The organism is Micromonospora sp. D93 (genome assembly GCF_018070365.1).
Taxonomy (GTDB): Bacteria; Actinomycetota; Actinomycetes; order Mycobacteriales; family Micromonosporaceae; genus Micromonospora; species Micromonospora ureilytica.
In genome coordinates this window covers 1-26,676 of the sequence record NZ_JAGPXW010000027.1, presented here as the reverse complement: position 1 = coordinate 26,676, position 26,676 = coordinate 1, and the positions used below count along the sequence as shown (strand labels likewise).

Genomic DNA, 26,676 nt, shown 5'->3' with positions numbered 1-26,676 from the left:
CAGCGGGGCACATAACGCGTACCCCGCTGTTCGCACTCTATCCGCCGTGGCCCGGCCGGACCTCAGCCGCCGTACGACCGCAACGCGTCGATGGCCCGGGTGGTGACGTCCTCCACCGGCCCGGTGGCGTCGATCCCGACCAGCTTGCCCTGAGCGCCGTAGTAGTCGACCAGGGGTGCGGTCTTCTCGCTGTATTCGCGGAGGCGCGTGGCGATCGTCTCCGGCTTGTCGTCGTCGCGCTGGAACAGCTCGGCGCCGCACCTGTCACAGATGCCCGGCCGGGTGGTGGCGTCGAACTCGACGTGCCAGATCTTGCCGCAGCCCCGGCAGGTACGCCGACCGGAGAGCCGCCGGATCACCTCGTCGTCGTCGACGACCAGCTCCAGGACCAGATCCAGGGCGGTGCCCAGATCGGCGAGGAGCTTGTCCAGAGCGGCCGCCTGCGGAGTCGTCCGCGGGAAGCCGTCGAGCAGGAAACCCTCGCTGGCGTCGGGCTCGGCCAGCCGGTCCCGGACCATGTTGATGGTGACCTCGTCCGGGACCAGCTCGCCTGCGTCCATGTACCGCTTCGCCTCGACACCGAGCGGCGTGCCCTGGGTGACGTTCGACCGGAAGATGTCTCCGGTCGAAATCTTCGGCACCGAGAGGTGCGCGGCGATGAACTCGGCCTGTGTGCCCTTGCCCGCCCCCGGCGGGCCAACCAGAACGAGTCTCATCTACCGCAGGAACCCTTCGTAGTTCCGCTGCATGAGTTGGCTCTCGATCTGCTTCACGGTCTCCAGACCGACGCCGACCATGATGAGCACAGCGGTGCCGCCGAACGGGAAGTTCTGGTACTGCTGGTTGTCCAGCCAGATGAAGAAGAAGTTCGGCAGGATCGAGATGACGCCGAGGTAGAGCGCGCCCGGCAGGGTGATCCGGCTGAGGATGAAGTCGAGGTAGTCGGCGGTCGGCTTACCCGGGCGGATGCCCGGCACGAACCCGCCGTACTTCTTCATGTTGTCCGCGACCTCGGTCGGGTTGAACGTGATCGAGACGTAGAAGTACGTGAAGAAGATGATCAGCAGGAAGTAGACAGCGATGTAGATCGGGCTGCTCGGGTTGACCAGGTTGTTCTGGATCCACGACTGGGTCTTGCCCGGGTCGGTCTGGTCGAAGAACTGCAGCGCCAACTGCGGCAGGTAGAGCAGCGACGACCCGAAGATGACCGGGATCACACCCGCCTGGTTGACCTTGAGCGGGATGTAGGTCGAGGTGCCGCCGTACATCCGCCGGCCGATCATCCGCTTGGCGTACTGCACCGGGATCCGGCGCTGCGCCTGCTCGATGAAGGTAACCGCGGTGATGACCACCAGGACCAGCGCGATGACCAGGGCGAACATGTCCCAGCCCTTGCTGGTCTTGATCTGCCAGCCCTCGCTGGGCAGCCGCGCCGCGATCGAGGTGAAGATCAGGACGGACATGCCGTTGCCGACGCCGCGGTCGGTGATCAGCTCACCCAGCCACATGACCATGCCGGTGCCGGCGGTCATCGTCATCACCAGGATGGCCAGGGTCAGCCAGTCCGGGATGCCGGTGCCGGTGGGGATGATCGGGAACTGGTCGCACCTGTTCTGGAACAGCTGACCCGAGCGGGCCAGGGCCACGAACGCCGAGGCCTGCAGCACACCAAGACCCAGGGTCAGGTAGCGCGTGTACTGGGTGATCTTCGCCTGACCGGCCTGGCCCTCCTTGCGGAGCTGCTCCAGGCGGGGGATCACGACGGTCAGCAGCTGCAGGATGATCGACGCGGTGATGTAGGGCATGATGCCCAGCGCGAAGACCGAGAGCTGTAGCAGCGCTCCGCCGGAGAAGAGGTTCAGCAGGTTCACCACCCCGGTGGTGTCACCCTGGATGGTGTCGAGGCACTTCTGCACGTTGCCGTACGAGACGCCCGGGCTGGGGAGCGTTGCACCCAGCCGGTAGACCGCGATGATGCCTACTGTGAACAGCAGCTTCTTGCGCAGGTCAGGCGTACGGAACGCACTGAGAAAGGCGGACAGCAACTTCTTCCTCCTGCGCGAGGCGGGCCGCCGGTGATCCCTGGCGGGTCGGGGTGGATCACGGGCGAGTGCCCGCAATCCATGGCTGGGATGGGACTCTAACAGCCTCACCCCGGTCCGGGCAGATGCGCCCGACTACATAAATCGATTCCGATGTTACCGGGCGCTCAGGGCCCAGGCACACCATGGCGCCCGCCAGTTGCTCTCAACTGGACGGGCGCCATGGTCGTACGCCTTACAGCTCGGTGACGGAGCCACCGGCGGCGGCGATCTTCTCCTTGGCCGACGCACTGAACGCGTGCGCAGACACCTGGAGCGCCACACCGCCGAGGTCCCCGGTGCCGAGGACCTTGACCGGGTGACCCTTGCGGACCGCGCCGGACTCGACGAGCTCCAGCGGGCCGACCTGACCACCGTTCGGGAACAGCTCAGCGAGTCGGTCCAGGTTGACCACCTGGAAGACCACCTTGAACTTGTTCTTGAAGCCCTTCATCTTCGGCAGGCGCATGTGGATGGGCATCTGCCCACCCTCGAACGCCGCCGAGATGTTCTTGCGGGCCTTTGAACCCTTGGTACCGCGACCAGCGGTCTTGCCCTTGGAACCCTCACCGCGACCCACACGGGTCTTCGCGGTCTTGGAACCGGGTGCCGGGCGCAGGTGATGCACCTTGATCGTCATTACTCGACCTCCTCGACCTTCACGAGGTGGCTCACAGTGAAGATCATGCCGCGGATCTCGGGCCGGTCCTCCTTGACCACCACGTCGTTGATCCGCTTGAGACCGAGCGAACGCAGCGACTCACGCTGGTTGTGCTTGGTCCCGATACCGGACCGGAGCTGGGTGACCTTCAGGCGTGCCATCAGCGCGCCACCCCCGCACGCGACGCCAGCATGGCAGCCGGCGCGACGTCCTCCACCGGCAGACCACGACGCGCCGCGACCTGCTCGGGGGACTCAAGCCCCTTCAGGGCCGCCACGGTGGCGTGCACGATGTTGATCGGGTTCGACGAGCCGAGGCTCTTGGAGAGCACGTCGTGGATCCCGGCGCACTCCAGCACGGCACGCACCGGTCCACCGGCGATGACACCCGTACCGGCCGAGGCCGGCTTGAGCAGCACCACACCAGCGGCGTCCTCACCCGTCACCGGGTGCGGGATCGACTGACCGATCCGCGGAACCTTGAAGAAGTGCTTCTTGGCCTCCTCGACGCCCTTGGCGATGGCCGCGGGCACCTCCTTGGCCTTTCCGTAGCCCACGCCGACCGTGCCGTCGCCGTCGCCCACGATCACGAGGGCGGTGAAGCTGAAGCGACGACCACCCTTCACGACCTTGGCGACGCGGTTGATCGCGACGACCCGCTCAAGGTGCGGGGTCTTCTCGACGGGCGCGTTTCCGCGGCCGCCCTCACGGCGGTTGTCGCGGCGACCACCCTCGTTGCCACCGGACCCGCCGCCACGGCGCTGTTGACCTGGCATCAGCAGCCTTCCTTCTCTCTCGTGACGGGGTTGTTAGAACTCGAGCCCGGCTTCGCGGGCGGCGTCGGCAAGCGCGGCGACTCGCCCCGCGTACCGGTTGCCACCGCGGTCGAAGACGACCTTGGAGACGCCGGCGGCCTTGGCCCGCTCGGCGAGCAGGGCGCCCACCTTGCCAGCCAGGGCGCTCTTGTCGCCCTCCGCACCGCGCAGCGAGGCGTCCAGGGTCGACGCCGACGCCAGGGTGTGACCCTTGGTGTCGTCGACGACCTGGGCGACCATGTGCCGCAGCGAGCGGGTGACGACCAGGCGCGGACGCTCGGCCGTACCGCTGACGTTCTTGCGGACGCGGAAGTGTCGACGCGCACGCCCAACGGCGCGCTTGGCGGCGACACCGCGGCGGCGCTTGAGCAGCGTGGCGCTCACTTCTTACCTGCCTTTCCAGCCTTGCGGCGGATGACCTCGCCCTGGTACTTGACACCCTTGCCCTTGTAGGGCTCCGGCGGGCGGATCTTCCGGATGTTGGCGGCGACCTCACCGACCTGCTGCTTGTCGATGCCAGCCACGTGGAACAGGGTCGGCCGCTCCACCGTGAAGGTGATGCCCGCCGGGGCGGGGACGACCACCGGGTGCGAGAACCCGAGCGCGAACTCGAGGTTCGAACCCTTGGCGGTGACCCGGTAACCGGTGCCGGCGATCTCCAGGCTCTTGCGGTAGCCCTCGGTGACCCCGACGATCATGTTGGCAACCAGCGTACGGCTCAGGCCGTGGAGTTCCTTGGCCTTGCGCTCGTCGTTCGGCCGGTTGACGCTCAGCTGCCCATCCTCGGCCCGCTCGACCGTGATCGGCTCGGCGAGGGTGTGCTGGAGCTGGCCCTTGGGGCCCTTGACCTTGACGGTCTGCCCGTCGATCGTGATGTCGACGCCGGCTGGTACCGGGATCGACTTACGTCCAATTCGCGACATTTCTACCTGTCTCCCGTTACCAGACGAAGGCGAGGACTTCCCCGCCAACACTCCGCTTGCGGGCCTGCCGGTCGGTCAGCAGCCCCTGGGACGTCGAAATGATCGCCACACCCAGCCCACCGAGCACCCGCGGGAGCCCGTCCGACTTGGCGTACACCCGGAGACCGGGCTTGGACACGCGCTTGATGCCGGCCAGGCTCCGCTCGCGGCTCTGGCCGTACTTCAGCTCGACGACCAGTCGCTTGCCGACGGCGCCCTCCTCGGGCTCCTCGACCGACCAGGTGGAGATGTAACCCTCGGCCTTCAGGACCTCGGCGATGTTCGCCTTGATCTTGGAGTAGGGCATCTTCACCTGATCGTGGTACGCCTGGTTGGCGTTACGCAGACGCGTGAGCATGTCTGCGATCGGGTCGGTCATCGTCATGGATTTCGTCAGCCTTTCTCGCCGGGGTTCCCGGGGCATCAGCCCCGGGCCTACGGCGAAGAGCAATACCTAATCGGTGCAGGAGTCCCGGCCGACGGCCGGGACGCGGTCGCCCTTACCAGGAAGCCTTGGACACGCCCGGCAGCTCACCGCGGTGAGCCATCTCCCGGATGCAGACCCGGCAGAGCCCGAACTTGCGGTAGACCGCCTTCGGACGCCCGCACCGCTGGCAGCGGGTGTACGCGCGAACCGAGAACTTCGGCTTCGCGGCCGCCTTGATGATCAGCGCCTTCTTGGCCATCTCAGTTCTCCTTGAACGGGAAGCCCAGGAGCTTGAGCAGCGCCCGGCCCTCGTCGTCGGTCGTGGCGGTCGTGACCACCGTGATGTCCATGCCCCGCTGGCGATCGATCCGGTCCTGGTCGATCTCGTGGAACACCGACTGCTCGGTCAGACCGAACGTGTAGTTGCCGTGCCCATCCAGCTTGCGCCCGTCCAGGCCGCGGAAGTCGCGGATACGCGGCAGCGCGATGGAGAGCAGCCGGTCCATGAACTCCCACATCCGGTCGCCACGAAGGGTGACCTTCGCGCCGATCGGCATGCCCTCGCGGAGCTTGAACTGCGCGATGGACTTGGTCGCCCGCCGCACCTGCGGCTTCTGGCCGGTGATCGTGGCGAGGTCGCGGACCGCGCCGTCGATCAGCTTGGCGTCGCGAGCAGCCTCACCGACACCCATGTTGACGACGATCTTGACCAGCCGCGGCACCTGCATGGGGTTGCCGTAGCTGTGCTGCTCACGCAGCTGCGCCGCGATCTCGTTGCGGTACCGCTCCTTGAGGCGCGGCATGGTCTTTTCGGTAGCCGTGGTCATCACAGGTCCTTACCGGTGCTACGCGCGATGCGGACCTTCTGGCCGTTGTCGTCGAACCGGTAACCGACGCGGGTCGGCTTGCCGTCGGAGTCCAGGACCTGCACGTTCGAGACGTGGATCGGGGCCTCCTGAGTGACGATGCCGCCGGTCTTGGCGCCACGCTGGGTGGTGCTGATTCGGGTGTGCTTCTTGACCCGGTTCACGCCCTCGACCAGGACCTTGTCCTGCCGCGGGTAGGCCGCGATGACCTTGCCCTTGGCACCCTTGTCCTTGCCGGCGATGATGACGACCGTGTCGCCCTTCTTGACCTTCACGGTCACAACACCTCCGGCGCGAGGGAAATAATCTTCATGAACCGCTTGTCCCGCAGCTCCCGGCCCACCGGGCCGAAGATGCGGGTACCACGCGGGTCCCCGCCGTCCTTGATGATGACGGCGGCGTTCTCGTCGAAGCGGATGTACGAGCCGTCCGGCCGACGCCTCTCCTTGGCCGTGCGAACGATGACCGCCTTGACGACGTCGCCCTTCTTCACACCGGCACCCGGGATCGCGTCCTTGACCGTGGCCACGATGACGTCGCCGATACTCGCGTAGCGCCGACCCGAGCCGCCGAGAACCCGGATGCACAGGATCTCCCGGGCACCCGTGTTGTCGGCGACGCGCAGTCGCGACTCCTGCTGAATCACGTCTATCTCCTATGTCTGCCGGTTCTCCGGCCGCCGTAGCGGCCGGAGCCTGGCGGAACCTACGCCCGACGCAACGCCGGGCTCGAGCCTTCGCTACTTGGCCTTTTCCAGGATCTCCACGATCCGCCAACGCTTGGTGGCGCTCAGCGGCCGGGTCTCCATGATGAGAACCCGGTCACCGGTGCCAGCGGCGTTCTGCTCGTCGTGCACCTTCAGCTTGGCCGTACGGCGCATGATCTTGCCGTACAGCGCGTGCCGAACCCGGTCCTCGACCTCGACAACGACGGTCTTGTCCATCTTGTCGCTGATCACCAGGCCCTCGCGGACCTTGCGGCGCGACCGCGCGGCGGCGGTGGCGGTCTCTTCGGTCATGATGCAGTCACCTCAGTCGGCGCGGCCGAGAGCCCCAGCTCGCGCTCACGCATGATCGTGTAGATCCGGGCGATCTCCCGACGGATGACCTGCAACCGCCGGTTGTTGTCCAGCTGCCCGGTTGCGGCCTGCACGCGGAGGTTGAACAGCTCCGCCTTGGCCTCCCGCAGCTTCGTGACCAGCTCCTCTTCGGAGAGCTCACGCAGCTCGGTCGCCTTAACGCCCGCTGCCATCAGGATTCACCCACTTCGCGCGTAACAATGCGGCACTTCATCGGGAGCTTGTGGATCGCGCGACGCATAGCCTCTCGCGCGGTCTGCTCGTTGGGGAAGGACATCTCGAAGAGAACCCGCCCCGGCTTGACGTTGGCGACCCACCACTCGGGCGAACCCTTACCGGAACCCATCCGGGTCTCGGCAGGCTTCTTGGTGAGGGCCTGGTCCGGGAAGATCGTGATCCAGACCTTGCCACCACGCTTGATGTGGCGAGTCATCGCGATACGTGCCGACTCGATCTGCCGGTTCGTCACGTACGCCGGCTCGAGAGCCTGGATCCCGAACTCGCCGAACACCACCCGGTTACCACCCTTGGACGCGCCACTGCGGTCCGGGTGGTGCGGCTTGCGGAAGCCCTTCGGAGGCTTGCGCGGCATCAGCATCTGTCAGCCCTCCTGCTGCGTTTCTGCCGGAGCAGCAGTGGCGGCGACAGCTGCGCTGTCGACCGGCTCGCCGCTCGGCGTCTCGGCCTGCTGCGCGATGGTGGTCGCAGCAGCCCGACCGGCCTCGGTGCCACCAGCCGTGGTGCCGGACGAACCCGACCGGCCACGACGCGGACGCTCGGGACGGTCGCCACGCTCACCACGACGCGGGCGGGACGGACCGGCCTCGGCCGGAGCCTCCCGGCCGCCCATGACGGCGTCGCCCTTGTAGATCCAGACCTTCACACCGATCCGACCGAACGTGGTACGAGCCTCGAAGAAGCCGTACTCGATGTTGGCCCGCAGCGTGTGCAGCGGAACCCGGCCCTCACGGTAGAACTCGGTCCGGCTCATCTCGGCGCCGCCGAGGCGACCCGAAACCTGAACCCTGATGCCCTTGCAGACCGGGTTCTTCATCGCCGACTGCATGGCCTTGCGCATCGCCCGACGGAAGCTGACCCGGCTGGACAGCTGCTCGGCCACGCCCTGCGCGACCAGCTGAGCGTCCGACTCGGGGTTCTTCACCTCGATGATGTTCAGCTGAACCTGCTTGCCGGTGAGCTTCTCGAGCTCACCGCGGATCCGGTCGGCCTCCGCACCCTTACGGCCGATGACAATGCCCGGCCGGGCGGTGTGGATGTCGACCCGGACCCGGTCGCGGGTGCGCTCGATGTCGACCTTGGAAATCCCGGCACGCTCGAGGCCCTTGGACATCATGCGGCGGATCTTGACATCCTCGCCGATGTAGTCCTTGTAGAGCTTGTCCGCGAACCAGCGGGACTTCCAGTCGGTCGAGATGCCGAGCCGGAACCCAGTGGGGTGAACCTTCTGACCCATTACTCGGCGTCCTCCGTCTTGCTCTGCGCTTCGGCCGGTGCGGCCTCCGTGGCCGGGGCGGCCTTCTTCGCCGCGGCCTTCCTCGGCGCCGCCGGCGCGACCGCTTCGACCGCCACGGTGATGTGGCAGGTGCGCTTGCGAATTCGGTACGCCCGACCCTGCGCCCGCGGCTGGAACCGCTTCATCGTCGGGCCCTCGTCCACGAAGGCCTCGCTGACGAGCAGCGCGTCGGGGTCCAGCCGCTCGTTGTTCTCCGCGTTGGCGATCGCGCTAGCGAGCACCTTGTACACCTGCTCGCTCGCAGCCTGCGGCGCGAACTGCAGCACCGTGAGCGCCTCCTTCGCGGGCAGGCCGCGGACGAGGTTGACCACCCGGCGCGCCTTCATCGGCGAGATGCGCACGTGCCGCGCAACCGCCCGCGCGCCCGGAAGCACCGGAGCGTCGCCCTTTCCTGGCATCGCTGTAACCCCTTGTTCCCTCTATCCGTATGCCCGCGGCGTCAGCGCCGACGGCTCTTCCGGTCGTCCTTCTCGTGACCCTTGAACGTGCGGGTCAGCGCGAACTCGCCGAGCTTGTGCCCGACCATCGCCTCGGTCACGAACACCGGGACGTGCTTGCGTCCGTCATGCACGGCGATCGTGTGCCCCAGCATCTCGGGGATGATCGTCGAGCGCCGCGACCAGGTCTTGATCACGTTCTTGGAGCCCTTGTCGTTCTGAACTTCCACCTTCTTGAGCAGGTGGTCGTCTACGAACGGGCCCTTCTTCAGGCTGCGAGGCATGTCTTATCTCCCTCAGCCGCGCTTACGCGTGGCGTAGCGGCGGCGGACGATCAGCCGGTCACTCGGCTGGCCCTTACGGCGGGTGCGGCCCTCGGGCTTACCCTGCGGGTTGACCGGGTGGCGACCACCGGAGGTCTTACCCTCACCACCACCGTGCGGGTGGTCGACCGGGTTCATGGCGACACCACGGACGGTCGGGCGCTTGCCCTTCCACCGCATCCGGCCGGCCTTACCCCAGTTGATGTTCGACTGGTCGGCGTTGCCGATCTCGCCGACGCTGGCGCGGCAGCGCACGTCCACACGCCGGATCTCACCGGACGGCATACGAAGGGTCGCGTACGCGCCCTCGCGGCCGAGCAGCTGGATGCCGACGCCTGCGGAACGGGCCAGCTTGGCCCCGCCGCCCGGACGCAGCTCCACGTTGTGGATCGTGGTACCGACCGGGATGTTGCGCAGCGGCAGGTTGTTACCCGGCTTGATGTCGGCGCCCGGACCGGACTCGACGCGGTCGCCCTGCTTCATGTCCTTCGGCGCGATGATGTACCGCTTCTCGCCGTCGGCGTAGTGCAGCAGCGCGATGCGCGCCGTGCGGTTCGGGTCGTACTCGATGTGAGCGACCTTCGCCGGAACGCCGTCCTTGTCGACCCGCTTGAAGTCGATCAGACGGTACTGACGCTTGTGACCGCCACCGTGGTGTCGCGTGGTGATCCGGCCGTGGGCGTTACGCCCGCCCTTCTTCGGCAACGGAGCCAGCAGCGACTTCTCCGGCGTGGACCGGGTGATCTCGGCGAAGTCAGCGACACTCGAGCCACGTCGGCCCGGCGTCGTCGGCTTGTACTTACGGATAGCCATTGTCTACACCCCTCAGCTGACCGGGCCGCCGAAGGCCTCGATACGGTCACCGTCAGCCAGCTTCACGATCGCCCGCTTGGTCGCCTTGCGCTGACCGAAGCCGGTCTTGGTGCGCTTGCGCTTACCCTGGCGGTTGAGCGTGTTGACCGTCAGGACGCGGACGTTGAAGATCTGCTGGATAGCGATCTTGATCTCGGTCTTGTTCGCGTCCGGGTGCACCAGGAAGGTGTACCAGTTCCGGTTCAGCTCGCTGTAGCTCTTCTCCGAGACGACCGGCGCCACGATGATGTCGCGCGGGTCGGCGATGGTGCTCACTTGCCACCCTCCTCGGTGGTCTCGGCGGGCACGCCCAGGAACTCGTCCAGGGCGTCCTTGGTGAAGACCACGTCGTCGGCCACCAGCACGTCGTACGTGTTCAGCTGGCCGGACTCGATCAGGTGCACGCGCGGCTCGTTGCGCAGCGACACCCAGTTCAGCTCGTCGGTGCTGCTCAGCACGACCAGGACCCGACGGGCCTCGGTGAGCTTGGTCAGCGTGGCCAGGGCCGCCTTGGTCGACGGCTTCTCGCCCGAGACGAACGCCTCGACGACGTGCACCTGCCCGGCGCGGGCCCGGTCGGAGAGGGCACCGCGCAGAGCGGCGGCCTTCATCTTCTTCGGGGTCCGCTGGCTGTAGTCGCGCGGCACGGGACCGTGCACGACGCCACCGCCGGCGAACTGCGGCGCGCGGATCGAGCCCTGCCGGGCGCGACCGGTGCCCTTCTGCTTGTACGGCTTCTTGCCGCCACCGGCGACCTCGCCGCGGGTCTTGGCCTTGTGCGTGCCCTGTCGGGCCGCCGCGAGCTGGGCCACCACGACCTGGTGCATCAGCGCGACGTTGGCCTGCACGTCGAAGATGTCCGCCGGCAGCTCGACCGAGCTGCTGGTGGTGCCTTCGACGGTGCGCACGTCAACGGTGGTCACTTGGCCGCACCGCCCTTCTTCACCTTGCTCTTGGCCGCGGTCCGGACCAGAACCAGCGCGCCCTTGGGACCAGGAATGGCACCCCGGACGAGCAGCAGGTTGTTCTCGGTGTCGACCGCCTGGACGGTGAGGTTCTGCACGGTGTATCGCACGCCACCCATGCGGCCGGCCATCCGGGTGCCCTTGAAGACACGACCCGGAGTGGCGCAGGCGCCGATGGAGCCGGGCGAGCGGTGCTTACGCTCGACACCGTGGCCGGCGCCCAGGCCGTGGAAGCCGTGCCGCTTCATCGGGCCGGCGTAGCCCTTGCCCTTGGTCTTGCCGGTGACGTCGATGGTGACGCCGGCCGGGAACTCCTCGACAGTGACTTCCTGGCCGAGCGAGTATTCCCCAGCGTCCGTGGTGCGCAGCTCGACGATGTGCCGGCGCGGCGCCACATCCGCCTTGGCGTAGTGCCCGCTGATCGGCTTCTTGACCTTGCGCGGGTCGATGGTGCCGTATGCCAGCTGGACCGCTGAGTAACCGTCCTTCTCGGCGCTACGAACCTGGCTGATGACGCACGGGCCGGCCTCGACCACGGTCACGGGAACAACACGGTTGTTGTCCCAGACCTGGGTCATGCCGAGCTTGGCGCCCAGGATCCCCTTGACTTGCCTGTCCATTTGTCCGGTCCCTACAGCTTGATCTCGATGTCGACGCCAGCCGGCAGGTCGAGGCGCATGAGCGAGTCGACCGTCTTCGGGGTCGGGTCGATGATGTCGATCAGCCGCTTGTGCGTGCGCATCTCGAAGTGCTCGCGCGAGTCCTTGTACTTGTGCGGCGAGCGGATAACGCAGAAACGGTTGATCTCCGTGGGCAGCGGCACCGGGCCCGCGACCTGCGCCCCGGTGCGCGTCACCGTCTCGACGATCTTCCGAGCCGAGGAGTCGACGACCTCGTGGTCATAGGCCTTGAGCCGGATGCGGATCTTCTGTCCCGCCATGGTGGCTTCTGTTCCTTCTCTCGATGCCGCTGTGTTGCGGGCGCCTGTACCGGCTGGCACAGGCCCACTTCGCCGACCCCCGCGGTCGGGCGTGTCGCGCCCTCGGGGCGAGCTCCGCCCCGAGGTTCCGGAGTGGTGCTGACCGTGTGGGGGTCAAGGCGCCGATCGCACTACCGCGACCTGAACGCCGTGCGAGGGTGGTTGGCGACTGGGCCGCCAACCACCCTACGCTCGACTGCCTCGCCACCCGGAGGTTCAGCGAAAGCCGAACACAGGCGACGAACTGTCTTTACGCAACCTGACTAGTATGCCGCACGACCGGCGGCGGGTCTAATCGGGGTTACCTAGTTCACTTGTTAATTTTGGTGACGAACCCGGCGCCGACGGTGCGGCCACCCTCGCGGATCGCGAACTTGAGGTTCTCCTCCATGGCGATGGGCTGGATCAGCTTCACCGACATGGACGTGTTGTCACCCGGCATGACCATCTCGGTGCCCTCGGGGAGGGTGACGACACCGGTAACGTCCGTGGTCCGGAAGTAGAACTGCGGACGGTAGTTCTGGAAGAACGGGGTGTGCCGGCCGCCCTCCTCCTTGGAGAGGATGTAGACCGTCGCCTCGAACTCCGTGTGCGGGGTGTTCGAGCCCGGCTTCACGACGACCATGCCGCGCTCGACCTCGTCGCGCTTGGTGCCACGCAGCAGCAGGCCGACGTTCTCGCCTGCGCGGGCGTCGTCCAGGGTCTTCCGGAACATCTCGATCGCGGTGACCTTGGTCTTGAAGCTCTTCTCCTTGATGCCGACGAGTTCAACATCCTCGTTCGGCAGGAGAACGCCGCGCTCCACGCGACCGGTGACGACGGTGCCACGACCGGTGATCGTGAAGACGTCCTCAACCGGCATCAGGAACGGCTTGTCAATCTCGCGCTCCGGCTGCGGAATCGAGGTGTCGACAGCGGCCATCAGGTCCAGCAGCTTGCCGGTCCACTCGGGGTCGCCCTCGAGGGCCTTCAGCGCCGAAACCCGAACGACCGGCAGGTCGTCACCCGGGTACTCCTGCGAGGAGAGCAGCTCACGGACCTCGAGCTCGACGAGCTCCAGGAGCTCCTCGTCATCGACCATGTCGCTCTTGTTGAGCGCCACGACGATGTACGGCACACCGACCTGACGGGCCAGCAGCACGTGCTCGCGGGTCTGCGGCATCGGGCCGTCGGTCGCCGCGACCACCAGGATCGCGCCGTCCATCTGCGCGGCACCGGTGATCATGTTCTTGATGTAGTCGGCGTGCCCAGGGCAGTCGACGTGCGCGTAGTGCCGCGACTCGGTCTGGTACTCGACGTGTGCGATCGAGATCGTGATGCCGCGGGCCTTCTCCTCCGGCGCCTTGTCGATCTCGTCGAACGGCGTGTAAGGGTTCAGGTCCGGGTACTGGTCGTGCAGGACCTTGGTGATGGCCGCCGTCAGCGTCGTCTTACCGTGGTCGATGTGACCAATGGTGCCGATGTTGACGTGCGGCTTAGTCCGCTCGAACTTAGCCTTCGCCACTGGTGTCCTCCTGTGGACTTCTTGGTTCGTACGCCCGGCGCGCCGGTCGGCGCTTAGGACTCTGTCGACAGCCTTTCCGGCCTGACGGCCGGAGAGCCTTTGTGGGTTCTGCGGCGATGAAGCCTACAGGCCCGGTCTCACGCGATCCGATCGTGGTGGCCGCAGGCGGGCGAACCCTCCCGCGACCAACCACGAATCACCTGCTCAGGGAGCTACTCGCCCGTCGCCTTTGCGATGATCTCCTTCGCGACGCTCTGCGGAACCTCGGCGTAGGAGTCGAACTGCATGCTGTAGCTAGCCCGGCCCTGGGTCTTCGACCGCAGGTCGCCGACGTAGCCGAACATCTCCGACAACGGCACCAGAGCCCGGACGATGCGGGCGCCGCTGCGCTCCTCCATCGCCTGGATCAGGCCGCGGCGGGAGTTGAGGTCGCCGATGACGTCACCCATGTTCTCCTCAGGAGTGGTGACTTCAACGGCCATCATCGGCTCGAGCAGTGCGGGATCGGCCTTGCGGGCCGCGTCCTTCATCACCATCGAGCCGGCGATCTTGAATGCCATTTCCGACGAGTCGACCTCGTGGTACTGGCCGTCCAGCAGGGTCAGCTTCACACCGACCAGCGGGAAGCCCGCCAGGATGCCGTACTGCAGCGCGTCCTGCGCACCGGCGTCCACCGACGGGATGAACTCCCGGGGGATGCGGCCGCCGCTGACGCCGTTGGCGAACTCGTAGGTCGGCGAGTCGTTGTCCAGCGGAAGCGGCTCGACGCTCACGATCACGCGGGCGTACTGGCCGGAACCACCGGTCTGCTTCTTGTGCGTGTACTCGACCTTGTCCACCTTGCGGCGGATGGTCTCGCGGTACGCCACCTGCGGCTTGCCGACGTTGGCCTCGACGTTGAACTCGCGGCGCATCCGGTCGACCAGGATGTCCAGGTGCAGCTCGCCCATGCCGGAGATGACCGTCTGACCGGTCTCCTCGTCCAACCGGACGCGGAAGGTCGGATCCTCCTCGGCCAGCCGCTGGATGGCCGTGCCCAGCTTCTCCTGGTCGGACTTCGTCTTCGGCTCGATCGCCACCGAGATGACCGGCTCCGGGAAGGTCATCGACTCCAGGATGACCGGGTTCGCCGGGTCGGAGAGAGTGTCGCCGGTGGTGGTCTGCTTGAGACCCTGCACCGCGATGATGTCGCCGGCCTGCGCCGACGGACGCTCTTCCCGCTTGTTGGCGTGCATCTGGTAGATCTTGCCGATCCGCTCCTTGCGGTCCTTGGTGGAGTTGACCACCTGGGAACCGGAATCGAGCGTGCCGGAGTAGACCCGGACGTAGGTGAGCTTGCCGAGGTGCTTGTCCGTCTGGATCTTGAAGGCCAGACCGGAGAACGGCTCCGACTTGGACGGCTTCCGCACCACAGGGGTCTCGCCGTCGGTGGCCGTGCCCTCGATCGCCGGAACGTCCAGCGGCGACGGCAGGAAGTCGACAACGGCGTCGAGCATCGGCTGGACGCCCTTGTTCTTGAACGCCGAGCCGCACAGCACCGGGTTGGCCTTACCGGCGATGGTGGCGCGCCGGATGGCGGCCTTGATCTCCTCGACGGAGACCTCCTCGCCTTCCAGGTACTTCTCCATCACCGAGTCGTCGACGTCGGCCAGGGTCTCCATCAGCTTCTCGCGCCACTCGGCCGCGGAGTCGGCCAGGTCGGCCGGGATCTCCTCGATGGCGTAGTCGTCACCCTTCTGGGTCTCCCCACGCCAGGTGAGAGCGCGCATGCCGATCAGGTCGACGACGCCGATGTGGTCGCCCTCGAGCCCGATCGGGATCTGGAGCACCAGCGGGGTGGCGTTCAGCCGATCGATCATCATCTGCACGCAGCGGAAGAAGTCGGCGCCGGTCCGGTCGAGCTTGTTGACGAAGCACATCCGCGGGACGTTGTACTTGTCGGCCTGCCGCCAGACGTTCTCCGTCTGCGGTTCCACGCCGGCGACACCGTCGTAGACCGCTACCGCACCATCCAGGACCCGCAACGACCGCTCGACCTCGACCGTGAAGTCGACGTGGCCAGGCGTGTCGATGATCTGGATCGTGTGGTCTTTCCACTCACACTTGGTAGCAGCGGAGGTGATGGTGATACCACGCTCCTGCTCCTGCTCCATCCAGTCCATGACGGCAGCGCCCTCGTGGACCTCACCGATCTTGTACGTGATGCCGGTGTAGAAGAGGATTCGCTCGGTGGTCGTGGTCTTACCAGCATCGATGTGCGCCATGATGCCGATGTTGCGTACCTTGGCGAGCGCGTCTGCGGCGGCCACTTCAATCCCTACTTATCGTCGTCTCGACTCAACTGGTGGCGGTTCCGGCGCCCGGAGGCGCCGGAACCAGGGTGTTACCAGCGGTAGTGCGCGAAGGCCTTGTTCGACTCGGCCATCTTGTGCGTGTCCTCGCGCCGCTTGACGGCGGCACCGAGGCCGTTGCTCGCGTCCAGCAGCTCGTTCATCAGCCGCTCGACCATGGTCTTCTCGCGGCGGGCGCGGGAGTACGTGACCAGCCAGCGCAGGCCCAGGGTGGTCGCCCGGGTCGGGCGGACCTCGACCGGAACCTGGTAGGTAGCGCCACCGACACGACGGCTGCGCACCTCGAGGGTCGGCTTGACGTTGTCCATCGCCCGCTTGAGGGTGACGACCGGGTCGGTGCCGGACTTCTCGCGGCAGCCCTCGAGGGCCGCGTACACGATGGTCTCGGCGAGCTGACGCTTGCCGCGCAGCAGGATCTTGTTCACCAGCTGGGTGACCAGCGGCGAGTTGTACACCGGGTCAGCGACCAGTGGCCGCCGCGGAGCGGGTCCCTTACGCGGCATGTCAGCTCTTCTCCTTCTTCGCGCCGTAACGGCTGCGCGCCTGCTTGCGGTTGCGGACGCCCTGGGTGTCCAGCGAGCCGCGAACGATCTTGTAACGCACGCCGGGGAGGTCCTTCACCCGGCCACCGCGAACGAGCACGATCGAGTGCTCCTGCAGGTTGTGACCGACGCCGGGGATGTAGGCGGTCACCTCGATCTGGCTGCTGAGCTTCACGCGAGCGACCTTGCGCAGCGCCGAGTTCGGCTTCTTCGGGGTGGTGGTGTACACGCGAGTGCACACGCCGCGCCGCTGAGGGGAACCCTTCAGCGCCGGGGTCTTGGTCTTGGTCGTCTTCGCCTGGCGGCCCTTTCGGACCAGCTGCTGGATCGTGGGCACCGGGTTTCTCCGCTCCCTTCGGCCGCATCCGCGGCCGCGCCGTCTGCTCGTTAGCCGGCCTGATGACCGGCTCTCCTACATTCCGACCAGGGTCACCTTGCGGAGACCCCGGCACCCGCGGTCGGGCGTGTCGCCCTCGTCACGGCCCCGTTGCGACGCTTTCGCGTGCGCACCGGGTTTGTCACCGGCGCGCGGGTCGCCCCGCCCCGGATCTTTGGCTTGTCGTGCCGCCGTCCGTCAGCCGGAAACAGCGCACGCACGAGTTGCCCGGGCATGCCCGGGCACAAGGGGAAAGAGTACCTACCACAACCGCCCAGGTCAAAACGGAATGGCCCGGCGACCGTCTCACACCCGCCGGCCGGATCTCGTCCTGCCCCGTCGCCCGCGATGGGCACCTACGAATACAAGTGTACCGGCTTCCCCGCAGAAGCACCCATCGCCCCCGGGGGGACCGGAAGCCTTCCGCGGGAAACTCCGGTCAGGTGCCGGATCTATCGGTGATCACCCTCACGTCACTGTGAGAAGCAGGGCCAGACCCAGGCCCAGCACGCTGAGCAGTCCCCCCGCCGCGCCGCAGCTGATCCCGGCCATCGCCAGCCCGCGGCCGGTGAACTGGACCGCCGAGGGCGCGGTCGGCCGGCGGATCTGCCGACGGCCGAGCAGCCCGATGACGACCGCCGCACCGCCGGCCAGCACACCCAGCGCGGCGAACGCTCCGGAGGCCCAGGCCCCGCCGTCGTTCGTGAAGGCCACCCCGAAACAGATCACCAGCAGCGAGACCAGGACCGAGGCGATCCCCGCCACCAACGCCCCGATGGCGAGCCCCGAGGTGACCGGCGCCACGTCCAGGTGTACGACGCCGAACGGCGTACCCGAAACCATCTCCACCCGCTTCGGTGGCCGGCGTTGGTCGTCGGTGGGCGGCGCCACCGAACGCCCCGGCGTGCCACCCCACCCGGGAGCCTGCCCCGGCGGCGGACCCCACCCGGGCGGCATACCGGGCCCGGACGACGGCGGACCCCAGCCGTACGGCACACCCGGCCCGGACGACGGCGGACCCCAGCCGTACGGCACACCCGGCCCGGACGACGGCGGACCCCAGCCGTACGGCACACCCGGCCCAGTTGCCGGCGGGCCCCAGCCGGGCGGCACACCGGGCCCGGACGACGGCGGGCCCCAGCCCTGCGGCGTCGAGGTCGGCGCGCTGGAGACCGGGTACGGCTGGCCGGAGCCGGGCGCCGTGGTCGGACTCCAGCCGGTCGGACCCCAGCCGGGGTGCGGTGCCGAAGGCGGCGGTGCGTCCGCGGATGACACCGGCGGGTGTGGCTCGCCGCTCGGACCCGGTCGCGCCCAGTCACTCAGCTCGGACGGAGGAGCCGGCTCCTTCGCAGGGCCGGCCGCCTCGTCCGCAGAGGGCCGCGCCGCCTCGTCCGCAGGGGGCCGCGCCGCGTCGTCCGCAGGGGGCCGCGCCGGGTCCGTCACGAGGTCCTCCTGTCGAAAGGCCGCCGCCGCCACACGGCGGACATCGGCCAGGCTACCGCCGCGAGCGCTGCCACCCGCGCCGGGCGCGGCCTCCACCGGCGGCTCAGTCCATGTTCGCCGGGTAGTCGTGACCGAACGGGGCGCCGGCCAACCGGACCACCCCGATGACCACCGCGGCCACCACGCTGACCGCGACCAGCACCAGGCCGGTCCAGGCCATCCACTCCCCCCGTCGCAGCCAGACGCTGCCGGTCAGGAAACCCCCCGAGGCGTACGCCTCGCGACGCGCCTGCCGGGCCAGTTGCAGGGCCACCGTGGCCGGCACCACGCCACCGATGAACAGCCCGGTCAGCATGCCGAGCAGGCCCAGCGCGAAGACCGCCCGTGCCTTCGTGGCGCGGGCCGGGTCCGGGTCCAGCGGGTGGCGCAGGCCCTGCTGGGCGACGGACACCTGCCCGGGTGCGGTCGTCATCCCCCCATCATGCCGAACCCGACCCGAGGGTGGGTGGGCACGGACACGACGAGGCCCCCGGCTTTCACCGGGGGCCTCGTCGTGTGACTGGTGCTTTAGCGGTACGACCCGAAGTCGAAGTCGTCCAGCGGCACTGCCTGCCCGCTGGCCGGCCCGAAGCCGTAGTCGGTCTCCGGGTAACCGGTCATCGAGTAGACCTTGGCCTTGGCCTCCTCGGTCGGCTCGACCCGGACGTTGCGGTACTTGCTGATGCCGGTACCAGCCGGGATGAGCTTTCCGATGATCACGTTCTCCTTGAGGCCGACCAGCGAGTCGCTGCGCGAGTTGATCGCAGCGTCGGTCAGCACCCGGGTGGTCTCCTGGAAGGAGGCCGCCGAGAGCCAGGAGTCGGTGGCCAGCGAGGCCTTGGTGATACCCATCAGCACCGGACGACCGGCGGCGGGCTCGCCGCCCTCCGAGACGAGCCGGCGGTTCTCCGACTCGAACAGCGCCCGGTCGACGAGCACACCCGGCAGGAACTCGGTCGAGCCGGAGTCGATGACCGTCACCCGCTTGAGCATCTGGCGGATGATGATCTCGATGTGCTTGTCGTGGATGAGCACACCCTGCGAGCGGTAGACCTCCTGGACCTCACTGGTCAGGTGGACCTGGACCGCCCGCGGACCCATGATCCGCAGCAACTCGTGCGGGTCGATGGTGCCCTCGGTCAGCTTCTCGCCGACCGCGACGTGACCGCCGTCGTGGGTACGGAGCTTGACCCGCTTCGAGATCTTGTCGTAGACGATCTCTTCGCTGCCGTCGTCCGGCACCACAATGATCTTGCGCGAGCGCTCGCCGTCCTCGATCCGGATCCGACCCGGGGTGTCGGCGATGGGCGCCTTACCCTTCGGGACCCGAGCCTCGAAGATTTCCTGAACACGCGGCAGACCCTGGGTGATGTCCTCACCCGCGACACCACCGGTGTGGAAGGTACGCATCGTCAGCTGCGTACCAGGCTCACCGATGGACTGGGCGGCGATGATGCCGACCGCCTCGCCGATGTCGACCGACTTACCGGTCGGCAACGACCGGCCGTAGCAGGCCGCGCAGACGCCCAGCTTCGACTCGCAGGTGAGCACGCTGCGCACCCGGACGGTCTCCACACCAGCGGCGACGATCTTGTCGACCCCGATGGAGTTGATGTCCTGACCGCGCTCGGCGACCACGGTGCCGTCCGGCCCCTTGATGTCGTCGGCGAGGGTCCGGGCGTGCACGCTGGTCTCGGCGTGGGTGTGGACGACGAGCTTGCCGTCCAGCTTCTCGCCGATCTGCATCGGGATCGCCCGGTCGGTGCCGCAGTCCTCTTCGCGGATGATGACGTCCTGCGAGACGTCCACCAGACGACGGGTCAGGTAACCCGAGTCGGCGGTCCGCAGCGCGGTGTCGGCGAGGCCCTTACGGGCACCGTGCGTGGAGATGAAGTACTCCAGCACGGACAGACCCTCCCGGTAGCTGGCCTTGATCGGCCGCGGGATGATCTCGCCCTTGGGGTTGGCCACCAGACCACGGATCGCCGCGATCTGCCGGAGCTGGAGCAGGTTACCGCGAGCACCCGAGTTGATCATCTTCCACAGTGGGTTCTCCTGCGGCAGCGCGGTGTCCATCTCCTTGGCGACCTCGTTGGTCGCCTTGGTCCAGATCTCGATGAGCTCGCCGCGACGCTCCTCCGCGGTCATCAGACCACGCTGGTACTGCTTGTCGATCTGGTCGGCGTCCTTCTCGTACTTCGCCAGGATCTCCGCCTTGCGCGGCGGAGCGATGACGTCCTCCATGCCGATCGTCACGCCGGACCAGGTGGCCCAGTGGAAACCGGCCTCCTTGAGCCCGTCCAGGGTGGCGGCCAGCGCCACCTTGGGGAAGCGCTCGGCGAGGTCGTTGACGATCGCGGAGAGCTGACCCTTGCGGATCTCGTAGTTCACGAAGCGGTAGCCCTGCGGCAGCGTCTCGTTGAACAGCACCCGACCCAGGGTGGTCTCCACGGTCAGCGGGTCACCCTCGACCCAGCCCTCCGGAGCGGTCCACGCCTCGGCGCCGGCGCCGTTGTCGACACCGACCACGCCACGCAGGCGGATCTTCACCGGCGCCTGCAGGTGCAGCTCGCCGTTGTCGAAGGCCATCCGCGTCTCGGCGTCCGAGCTGAACGCCCGGCCCTCGCCCTTCTCACCGGCGGTGAGGTGGGTGAGGTGGTACAGACCGATGACCATGTCCTGGGTAGGCATGGTGACCGGCTTACCGTCGGCCGGCTTGAGGATGTTGTTCGACGACAGCATCAGGATCCGTGCCTCGGCCTGCGCCTCGGCGGACAGCGGCACGTGCACCGCCATCTGGTCACCGTCGAAGTCGGCGTTGAACGCGGTGCAGACCAGCGGGTGGATCTGGATCGCCTTGCCCTCGACCAGCTGCGGCTCGAAGGCCTGGATGCCCAGGCGGTGCAGGGTCGGTGCACGGTTGAGCAGCACCGGGTGCTCGCCGATGACCTCTTCCAGCACGTCCCACACGACCGGGCGCTGACGCTCGACCATCCGCTTGGCGGACTTGATGTTCTGCGCGTGGTTGAGGTCGACCAGCCGCTTCATCACGAACGGCTTGAACAGCTCCAGCGCCATCTGCTTGGGCAGACCGCACTGGTGCAGCTTGAGCTTCGGGCCGACCACGATGACCGAACGGCCGGAGTAGTCGACGCGCTTGCCCAGCAGGTTCTGGCGGAACCGGCCCTGCTTGCCCTTGAGCATGTCGGAGAGCGACTTGAGCGGGCGGTTACCCGGGCCGGTGACCGGCCGGCCGCGACGGCCGTTGTCGAACAGCGCGTCGACGGCCTCCTGGAGCATCCGCTTCTCGTTGTTGACGATGATCTCGGGCGCGCCGAGGTCGATCAGCCGCTTGAGGCGGTTGTTCCGGTTGATCACGCGGCGGTACAGGTCGTTCAGGTCCGAGGTCGCGAAGCGGCCACCGTCGAGCTGCACCATCGGGCGCAGGTCCGGCGGGATGACCGGGACGCAGTCCAGCACCATGCCGAGCGGCGAGTTGCGGGTGTTCAGGAACGCCGCGACGACCTTGAGTCGCTTGAGCGCCCGGATCTTCCGCTGGCCCTTGCCGGACCGGATGGTCTCCCGCAGGCTCTCGGCCTCGGCGTCGAGGTCCATGTTCTGGACCAGCGCCTTGATCGCCTCGGCGCCCATGGAACCGGTGAAGTACTCACCGAACCGGTCGCGCAGCTCGCGGTAGAGCAGCTCGTCGGTGACCAGCTGCTTCGGCTCCAGCTTGCGGAAGGTGTCCAGCACCTCGTCCAGGCGGTCGATCTCGCGCTGGGCCCGGTCGCGGATCTGGCGCATCTCGCGCTCTCCGCCCTCCTTGACCTTGCGCCGGACGTCCGCCTTGGCACCCTCGGCCTCCAGCTCGGCCAGGTCGGCCTCGAGCTTGGCGGCCCGCTTCTCGATCTCCGAGTCGCGGCTGTTCTCGGACTGCCGCTTCTCGGCCAGGATCTCGTTCTCGATCGTCGAGAGGTCACGGTGACGCGACTCCGCGTCCACGCTCGTCACGACGTACGAGGCGAAGTAGATGATCTTCTCGAGGTCCTTGGGGGCGAGGTCCAGCAGGTAGCCCAGCCGGCTCGGAACGCCCTTGAAGTACCAGATGTGGGTCACCGGAGCGGCGAGCTCGATGTGCCCCATCCGCTCACGGCGGACCTTGGAGCGAGTCACCTCGACGCCACAGCGCTCACAGATGATGCCCTTGAACCGGACGCGCTTGTACTTACCGCAGTAGCACTCCCAGTCCCGCTGCGGACCGAAGATCTTCTCGCAGAAGAGCCCGTCCTTTTCCGGCTTCAGGGTGCGGTAGTTGATCGTCTCAGGCTTCTTGACCTCGCCGTGCGACCACTGACGGATGTCGTCGGCGGTGGCGAGACCAATGCGCAGCTCGTCGAAGAAGTTGACGTCGAGCACTATGTCCCCTATGTCGTCGTCTGTACTGCTAATTCTCGGGTGGGGTCGGGGGCCCGCGCGCCCGCCCCCCACCCCTCACCTCAGACCACTTAGACCCAGCTCGGCTCGCGCCGGGACAGGTCGATGCCCAGCTCCTCAGCGGCCCGGAACACCTCGTCGTCGGTCTCGCGCATTTCCAGGGCCACACCGTCGCTGGAGAGCACCTCAACGTTGAGGCACAGCGACTGCAGCTCCTTGAGCAGCACCTTGAACGACTCCGGGATGCCCGGCTCCGGGATGTTCTCGCCCTTGACGATGGCCTCGTAGACCTTCACGCGGCCGAGCACGTCGTCGGACTTGATCGTGAGCAGTTCCTGCAGGGCGTAGGCAGCGCCGTACGCCTGCATCGCCCAGCACTCCATCTCACCGAAACGCTGACCACCGAACTGCGCCTTACCACCCAGCGGCTGCTGCGTGATCATCGAGTACGGGCCGGTCGAACGAGCGTGGATCTTGTCGTCGACCAGGTGGTTGAGCTTCAGGATGTAGACGTAGCCGACCGCGATCGGGTCCGGCAGCGGCTCACCGGAACGACCGTCGAACAGCTGCGCCTTGCCGGTACGCCCGATCAGCTGCTTGCCGTCCCGGTTGGGCAGGGTCGACTCGAGCAGACCGGAGATCTCCTCCTCGCGGGCACCGTCGAAGACCGGGGTGGCCACGTTGGTGTCGCCCTCGGACTCGTGCGCGTCGATCGAGCGCAGCTGGCGCTTCCAGTCGGCGTCGTCACCCTCGACCTTCCAACCGGTCTTGGCGACCCAACCGAGGTGGGTCTCCAGAACCTGGCCGATGTTCATCCGGCTCGGCACACCGAGCGGGTTGAGCACGATGTCGACCGGGGTGCCGTCCTCAAGGAACGGCATGTCCTCGATCGGCAGGATCTTGGAGATGACGCCCTTGTTGCCGTGCCGACCGGCGAGCTTGTCGCCGTCCTGGATCTTGCGCTTCTGGGCGACGTAGACCCGGACCAGCTCGTTGACACCCGGCGGCAACTCGTCGCCGTCCTCGCGGGAGAACGTGCGCACACCGATGACCGTGCCGGTCTCGCCGTGCGGCACCTTCAGCGAGGTGTCCCGAACCTCACGCGCCTTCTCACCGAAGATCGCGCGGAGCAGCCGCTCCTCCGGGGTCAGCTCGGTCTCACCCTTGGGCGTGACCTTGCCGACCAGGATGTCACCGGGGACGACCTCGGCACCGATCCGGATGATGCCGCGCTCGTCGAGGTCAGCGAGCATTTCCTCGCTGACGTTCGGGATGTCGCGGGTGATCTCCTCCGGACCGAGCTTGGTGTCCCGGGCGTCGACCTCGTGCTCCTCGATGTGGATCGAGGTGAGCACGTCCTGCTGCACGAGGCGCTGCGACAGGATGATCGCGTCCTCGTAGTTGTGGCCCTCCCAGCACATGAACGCCACCAGCAGGTTGCGTCCGAGTGCCATCTCGCCCTCGTCGGTGCACGGACCGTCGGCGATGACCTGACCGGCCTCGACGCGGTCGCCCTCGAAGACCACCGGCTTCTGGTTGACGCAGGAGCCGGCGTTGGAGCGGCGGAACTTGTGCAGCAGGTACGTCCGGCGGTGGCCGTCATCCTGGTGGATGGTGACGTAGTCGGCGCAGAGATCCTCGATCACACCGCCGACCTCGGCGACCACCACGTCGCCAGCGTCGACCGCGGCCCGGTATTCCATGCCCGTACCCACGAGCGGCGCCTCGGCCTTGACCAGCGGCACAGCCTGGCGCTGCATGTTCGCGCCCATCAGTGCCCGGTTGGCGTCGTCGTGCTCGAGGAACGGGATCATGGCGGTCGCGACCGAGGTCATCTGCCGGGGCGAGACGTCCATGTAGTCGACGGCACCGGGGAGCACGTCCTCGGTCTCGCCGCCCTTACGACGGCAGAGCACCCGCTCCTCGGCGAACGTGCCGTCAGCCTTCAGGCGCGCGTTGGCCTGGGCCTTGACGAACCGGTCCTCCTCGTCCGCGGTCAGGTAGTCGATCTGGTCGGTGACCCGACCCTCGACGACCTTCCGGTACGGCGTCTCGATGAAGCCGAACGGGTTGACCCGGGCGAAGGTGGACAGCGCGCCGATCAGGCCGATGTTCGGGCCTTCCGGCGTCTCGATCGGGCACATCCGGCCGTAGTGGGACGGGTGCACGTCGCGGACCTCGAAGCCGGCCCGCTCCCGGGACAGACCACCCGGGCCGAGCGCGCTCAGCCGACGCCGGTGGGTCAGGCCCGCCAGCGGGTTGGTCTGGTCCATGAACTGGGACAGCTGGGACGTCCCGAAGAACTCCTTGATCGCCGCCACCACCGGGCGGATGTTGATCAGGGTCTGCGGGGTGATCGCCTCGACGTCCTGCGTGGTCATCCGCTCACGGACGACCCGCTCCATCCGGGACAGGCCGACCCGAACCTGGTTCTGGATCAGCTCGCCCACGGTACGGAGACGCCGGTTGCCGAAGTGGTCGATGTCGTCGGCCTCGTAGCCGTCCTCACCGGCGTGCAGCCGGCACAGGTACTCCACGGTGGCGACGATGTCGTCCTCGGTCAGCGTGCCGGTGGTGATCGGCACGCCAACTTCGAGCTTCTTGTTGAACTTGTAGCGCCCGACCTTGGCGACGTCGTACCTCTTCGGGTTGAAGAAGAGGTTGTCGAGCAGGGTCTGGGCGTTCTCGCGCGTCGGCGGCTCGCCAGGGCGCAGCTTGCGGTAGATGTCGAGCAGGGCCTCGTCGGCGCCGGCGATGTGGTCCTTCTCGAGCGTGGTCATCATCAGCTCGGACCAGCCGAACTTCTCACGGATCCGCTCGGCCGACCATCCGATGGCCTTGAGCAGGACGGTGACGGCCTGCCGACGCTTGCGGTCGATGCGTACGCCGACCGTGTCGCGCTTATCGATGTCGAACTCCAGCCAGGCACCCCGACTCGGGATGACCTTGACGCTGGAGAGGTCGCGGTCGGAGGTCTTGTCCGGCTGCTTGTCGAAGTACACGCCCGGAGACCGGACGAGCTGGCTGACCACGACGCGCTCGGTGCCGTTGATGACGAAGGTGCCCTTGGGCGTCATCATCGGGAAGTCACCCATGAACACCGTCTGGCTCTTGATCTCGCCAGTGGTGTTGTTGGTGAACTCCGCGGTCACGAAGAGCGGAGCGCAGTAGGTCAGGTCCTTCTCCTTGCACTCCTCGATCGAGGCCTTGACCTCGTCGAAGCGCGGCGCTGAGAAGGAGAGCGACATGGTGCCGGAGAAGTCCTCAATGGGACTGATCTCTTCAAGGATCTCCGCGAGACCCGAGCGTGCGTGCGGGTCGTCCGCCGACCGGCCCTGCCAACCCTCGTTGCCGACGAGCCAGTCGAAGGACTCGTTCTGGATGGCAAGGAGGTTGGGGACCTCGAGGTGTTCGGTGATCCTGCCGAATGAAACTCGGCGGGGAGCGAATGCGCTCGACGTACGACTGGTCTTCGCAGGGCGGGAAGCTGCCAAGATGCGTCCTTCCGAGGACCGGTGCTGCAGAACGGCTGGTACGCGTGCACTCCAATGACCCCACCAGAAATATCCGTAAACGGACATTTCCGAGCAGGGGTCAAGTCGGAAGGCAGCGCAAACTAGCAGTGTAGCCGAGAGGCTAACCGCTGTCCAGCCCACCCCGCAGGTTGTTTGCGGAGCGCGCCTCGGCCCCCGTCAACCGGGGTCTGCCGGGCCGCTCAGAACGCAACTCCCCACTGGGCCGCTCGGGTTACCGCGGCCGATGGTGCCGCCGCTGTCATACCCACGTCGTGGCCGTCGCAAGCGCGGTGTCTTGCTGGTGTCAGCGTGCCTGGCAGCCCCGGGCCGCGTCAAGGGCCGGTATTGCCCTCGCCCCGTGTTTCCCCCTGGAGAGCGACCCGCCGCCCCCGTTCCGATCGACGGAGCGGCTGGTCGGAGCCCAGCTCAGGGCCGATCGGAGCCAGCTCCACCAATACGGCGTGCGGGGGTTCGTGTGGGAGCAACGCCCGGC

Annotated in this window: 31 protein-coding genes; all 31 read right to left on the bottom strand. The window is 67.3% G+C overall.

Features of this window, described 5'->3' with window-relative positions; all coding sequences use genetic code 11:
- Positions 1-62: 62 nt before the first annotated feature.
- Positions 63-716 (bottom strand): adenylate kinase, encoded by a 654-nt coding sequence (locus KBX71_RS25385; RefSeq protein ID WP_088950228.1) that lies wholly within the window; start codon positions 714-716, stop codon positions 63-65.
- Complete coding sequence (gene secY, locus KBX71_RS25380; RefSeq protein WP_210820364.1) at positions 717-2,045, bottom strand: preprotein translocase subunit SecY; 1,329 nt, start codon at positions 2,043-2,045, stop codon at positions 717-719.
- Between the two features lie 232 nt (positions 2,046-2,277).
- Positions 2,278-2,721 carry a 50S ribosomal protein L15 gene (rplO, locus tag KBX71_RS25375; protein WP_030329906.1) on the bottom strand — a complete coding sequence of 148 codons (444 nt, stop codon included), beginning with the start codon at positions 2,719-2,721 and terminating at the stop codon, positions 2,278-2,280.
- On the bottom strand, positions 2,721-2,903 hold the full coding sequence (gene rpmD / locus KBX71_RS25370) for a 50S ribosomal protein L30 (protein WP_007465262.1): 183 nt from the start codon (positions 2,901-2,903) through the stop codon (positions 2,721-2,723). The genes rplO and rpmD overlap by 1 nt, the downstream gene beginning before the upstream one ends.
- Positions 2,903-3,517: a 30S ribosomal protein S5 gene (rpsE, locus tag KBX71_RS25365; RefSeq protein WP_007465263.1), complete on the bottom strand. Its 615-nt coding sequence runs from the start codon at positions 3,515-3,517 to the stop codon at positions 2,903-2,905. The genes rpmD and rpsE overlap by 1 nt, the downstream gene beginning before the upstream one ends.
- Before the next feature lie 33 nt (positions 3,518-3,550).
- Positions 3,551-3,928, bottom strand: a complete 378-nt coding sequence (gene rplR / locus KBX71_RS25360) for a 50S ribosomal protein L18 (protein ID WP_181518401.1) — start codon at positions 3,926-3,928, stop codon at positions 3,551-3,553.
- Between the two features lie 8 nt (positions 3,929-3,936).
- Positions 3,937-4,479 (bottom strand): 50S ribosomal protein L6, encoded by a 543-nt coding sequence (gene rplF, locus KBX71_RS25355; protein WP_210820363.1) that lies wholly within the window; start codon positions 4,477-4,479, stop codon positions 3,937-3,939.
- Positions 4,480-4,495: 16 nt separating this feature from the next.
- Positions 4,496-4,903: a 30S ribosomal protein S8 gene (gene rpsH, locus KBX71_RS25350; RefSeq protein ID WP_124816396.1), complete on the bottom strand. Its 408-nt coding sequence runs from the start codon at positions 4,901-4,903 to the stop codon at positions 4,496-4,498.
- A gap of 115 nt (positions 4,904-5,018) precedes the next feature.
- On the bottom strand, positions 5,019-5,204 hold the full coding sequence (locus KBX71_RS25345; RefSeq protein WP_007465272.1) for a type Z 30S ribosomal protein S14: 186 nt from the start codon (positions 5,202-5,204) through the stop codon (positions 5,019-5,021).
- A 1-nt stretch (position 5,205) separates the two neighbouring features.
- On the bottom strand, positions 5,206-5,772 hold the full coding sequence (rplE, locus tag KBX71_RS25340; protein WP_196929473.1) for a 50S ribosomal protein L5: 567 nt from the start codon (positions 5,770-5,772) through the stop codon (positions 5,206-5,208).
- Positions 5,772-6,092 (bottom strand): 50S ribosomal protein L24, encoded by a 321-nt coding sequence (gene rplX, locus KBX71_RS25335; protein WP_030489591.1) that lies wholly within the window; start codon positions 6,090-6,092, stop codon positions 5,772-5,774. The genes rplE and rplX overlap by 1 nt, the downstream gene beginning before the upstream one ends.
- On the bottom strand, positions 6,089-6,457 hold the full coding sequence (gene rplN / locus KBX71_RS25330) for a 50S ribosomal protein L14 (protein ID WP_023358185.1): 369 nt from the start codon (positions 6,455-6,457) through the stop codon (positions 6,089-6,091). Before rplN ends, rplX begins: the two co-directional genes overlap by 4 nt.
- Before the next feature lie 93 nt (positions 6,458-6,550).
- A complete protein-coding gene (gene rpsQ / locus KBX71_RS25325; RefSeq protein WP_030489590.1) occupies positions 6,551-6,829 on the bottom strand; it encodes a 30S ribosomal protein S17 in 279 nt (92 codons plus the stop codon).
- Complete coding sequence (rpmC, locus tag KBX71_RS25320; RefSeq protein ID WP_007465283.1) at positions 6,826-7,062, bottom strand: 50S ribosomal protein L29; 237 nt, start codon at positions 7,060-7,062, stop codon at positions 6,826-6,828. The genes rpsQ and rpmC overlap by 4 nt, the downstream gene beginning before the upstream one ends.
- A complete protein-coding gene (gene rplP / locus KBX71_RS25315; protein WP_053653940.1) occupies positions 7,062-7,487 on the bottom strand; it encodes a 50S ribosomal protein L16 in 426 nt (141 codons plus the stop codon). The genes rpmC and rplP overlap by 1 nt, the downstream gene beginning before the upstream one ends.
- 3 nt (positions 7,488-7,490) lie before the next feature.
- Complete coding sequence (gene rpsC, locus KBX71_RS25310; RefSeq protein ID WP_196929471.1) at positions 7,491-8,363, bottom strand: 30S ribosomal protein S3; 873 nt, start codon at positions 8,361-8,363, stop codon at positions 7,491-7,493.
- A complete protein-coding gene (gene rplV, locus KBX71_RS25305) occupies positions 8,363-8,821 on the bottom strand; it encodes a 50S ribosomal protein L22 (protein WP_007465297.1) in 459 nt (152 codons plus the stop codon). Before rplV ends, rpsC begins: the two co-directional genes overlap by 1 nt.
- A gap of 41 nt (positions 8,822-8,862) precedes the next feature.
- Complete coding sequence (gene rpsS / locus KBX71_RS25300; protein WP_007465299.1) at positions 8,863-9,144, bottom strand: 30S ribosomal protein S19; 282 nt, start codon at positions 9,142-9,144, stop codon at positions 8,863-8,865.
- A 12-nt stretch (positions 9,145-9,156) separates the two neighbouring features.
- On the bottom strand, positions 9,157-9,996 hold the full coding sequence (gene rplB / locus KBX71_RS25295; RefSeq protein WP_088950237.1) for a 50S ribosomal protein L2: 840 nt from the start codon (positions 9,994-9,996) through the stop codon (positions 9,157-9,159).
- A 12-nt stretch (positions 9,997-10,008) separates the two neighbouring features.
- Positions 10,009-10,311 carry a 50S ribosomal protein L23 gene (rplW, locus tag KBX71_RS25290; RefSeq protein WP_007465304.1) on the bottom strand — a complete coding sequence of 101 codons (303 nt, stop codon included), beginning with the start codon at positions 10,309-10,311 and terminating at the stop codon, positions 10,009-10,011.
- Complete coding sequence (rplD, locus tag KBX71_RS25285; RefSeq protein ID WP_007465305.1) at positions 10,308-10,958, bottom strand: 50S ribosomal protein L4; 651 nt, start codon at positions 10,956-10,958, stop codon at positions 10,308-10,310. Before rplD ends, rplW begins: the two co-directional genes overlap by 4 nt.
- On the bottom strand, positions 10,955-11,620 hold the full coding sequence (rplC, locus tag KBX71_RS25280; protein WP_088987574.1) for a 50S ribosomal protein L3: 666 nt from the start codon (positions 11,618-11,620) through the stop codon (positions 10,955-10,957). The genes rplD and rplC overlap by 4 nt, the downstream gene beginning before the upstream one ends.
- Before the next feature lie 11 nt (positions 11,621-11,631).
- Entirely contained in the window at positions 11,632-11,940 is a 309-nt protein-coding gene (gene rpsJ, locus KBX71_RS25275) for a 30S ribosomal protein S10 (RefSeq protein WP_007073037.1), read from the bottom strand.
- A gap of 349 nt (positions 11,941-12,289) precedes the next feature.
- Positions 12,290-13,483, bottom strand: a complete 1,194-nt coding sequence (gene tuf / locus KBX71_RS25270; protein ID WP_124816390.1) for an elongation factor Tu — start codon at positions 13,481-13,483, stop codon at positions 12,290-12,292.
- A gap of 212 nt (positions 13,484-13,695) precedes the next feature.
- Positions 13,696-15,792, bottom strand: coding sequence for an elongation factor G (fusA, locus tag KBX71_RS25265; RefSeq protein ID WP_210820362.1), 2,097 nt, complete (start codon positions 15,790-15,792; stop codon positions 13,696-13,698).
- 74 nt (positions 15,793-15,866) lie between these two features.
- Complete coding sequence (gene rpsG / locus KBX71_RS25260; protein ID WP_030489583.1) at positions 15,867-16,337, bottom strand: 30S ribosomal protein S7; 471 nt, start codon at positions 16,335-16,337, stop codon at positions 15,867-15,869.
- Position 16,338: 1 nt separating this feature from the next.
- Positions 16,339-16,713, bottom strand: a complete 375-nt coding sequence (gene rpsL / locus KBX71_RS25255) for a 30S ribosomal protein S12 (protein WP_007465318.1) — start codon at positions 16,711-16,713, stop codon at positions 16,339-16,341.
- Positions 16,714-17,220: 507 nt separating this feature from the next.
- The gene (locus KBX71_RS25250; RefSeq protein ID WP_210820419.1) at positions 17,221-17,595 is read right to left on the bottom strand and encodes a hypothetical protein; all 375 of its coding nucleotides are present in this window, start codon (positions 17,593-17,595) and stop codon (positions 17,221-17,223) included.
- Between the two features lie 703 nt (positions 17,596-18,298).
- Complete coding sequence (locus tag KBX71_RS25245) at positions 18,299-18,667, bottom strand: hypothetical protein (protein ID WP_124816387.1); 369 nt, start codon at positions 18,665-18,667, stop codon at positions 18,299-18,301.
- 95 nt (positions 18,668-18,762) lie between these two features.
- Complete coding sequence (locus KBX71_RS25240) at positions 18,763-22,650, bottom strand: DNA-directed RNA polymerase subunit beta' (RefSeq protein ID WP_210820361.1); 3,888 nt, start codon at positions 22,648-22,650, stop codon at positions 18,763-18,765.
- An 89-nt stretch (positions 22,651-22,739) separates the two neighbouring features.
- Positions 22,740-26,162 carry a DNA-directed RNA polymerase subunit beta gene (locus KBX71_RS25235; RefSeq protein WP_210820360.1) on the bottom strand — a complete coding sequence of 1,141 codons (3,423 nt, stop codon included), beginning with the start codon at positions 26,160-26,162 and terminating at the stop codon, positions 22,740-22,742.
- Positions 26,163-26,676 lie beyond the last annotated feature (514 nt).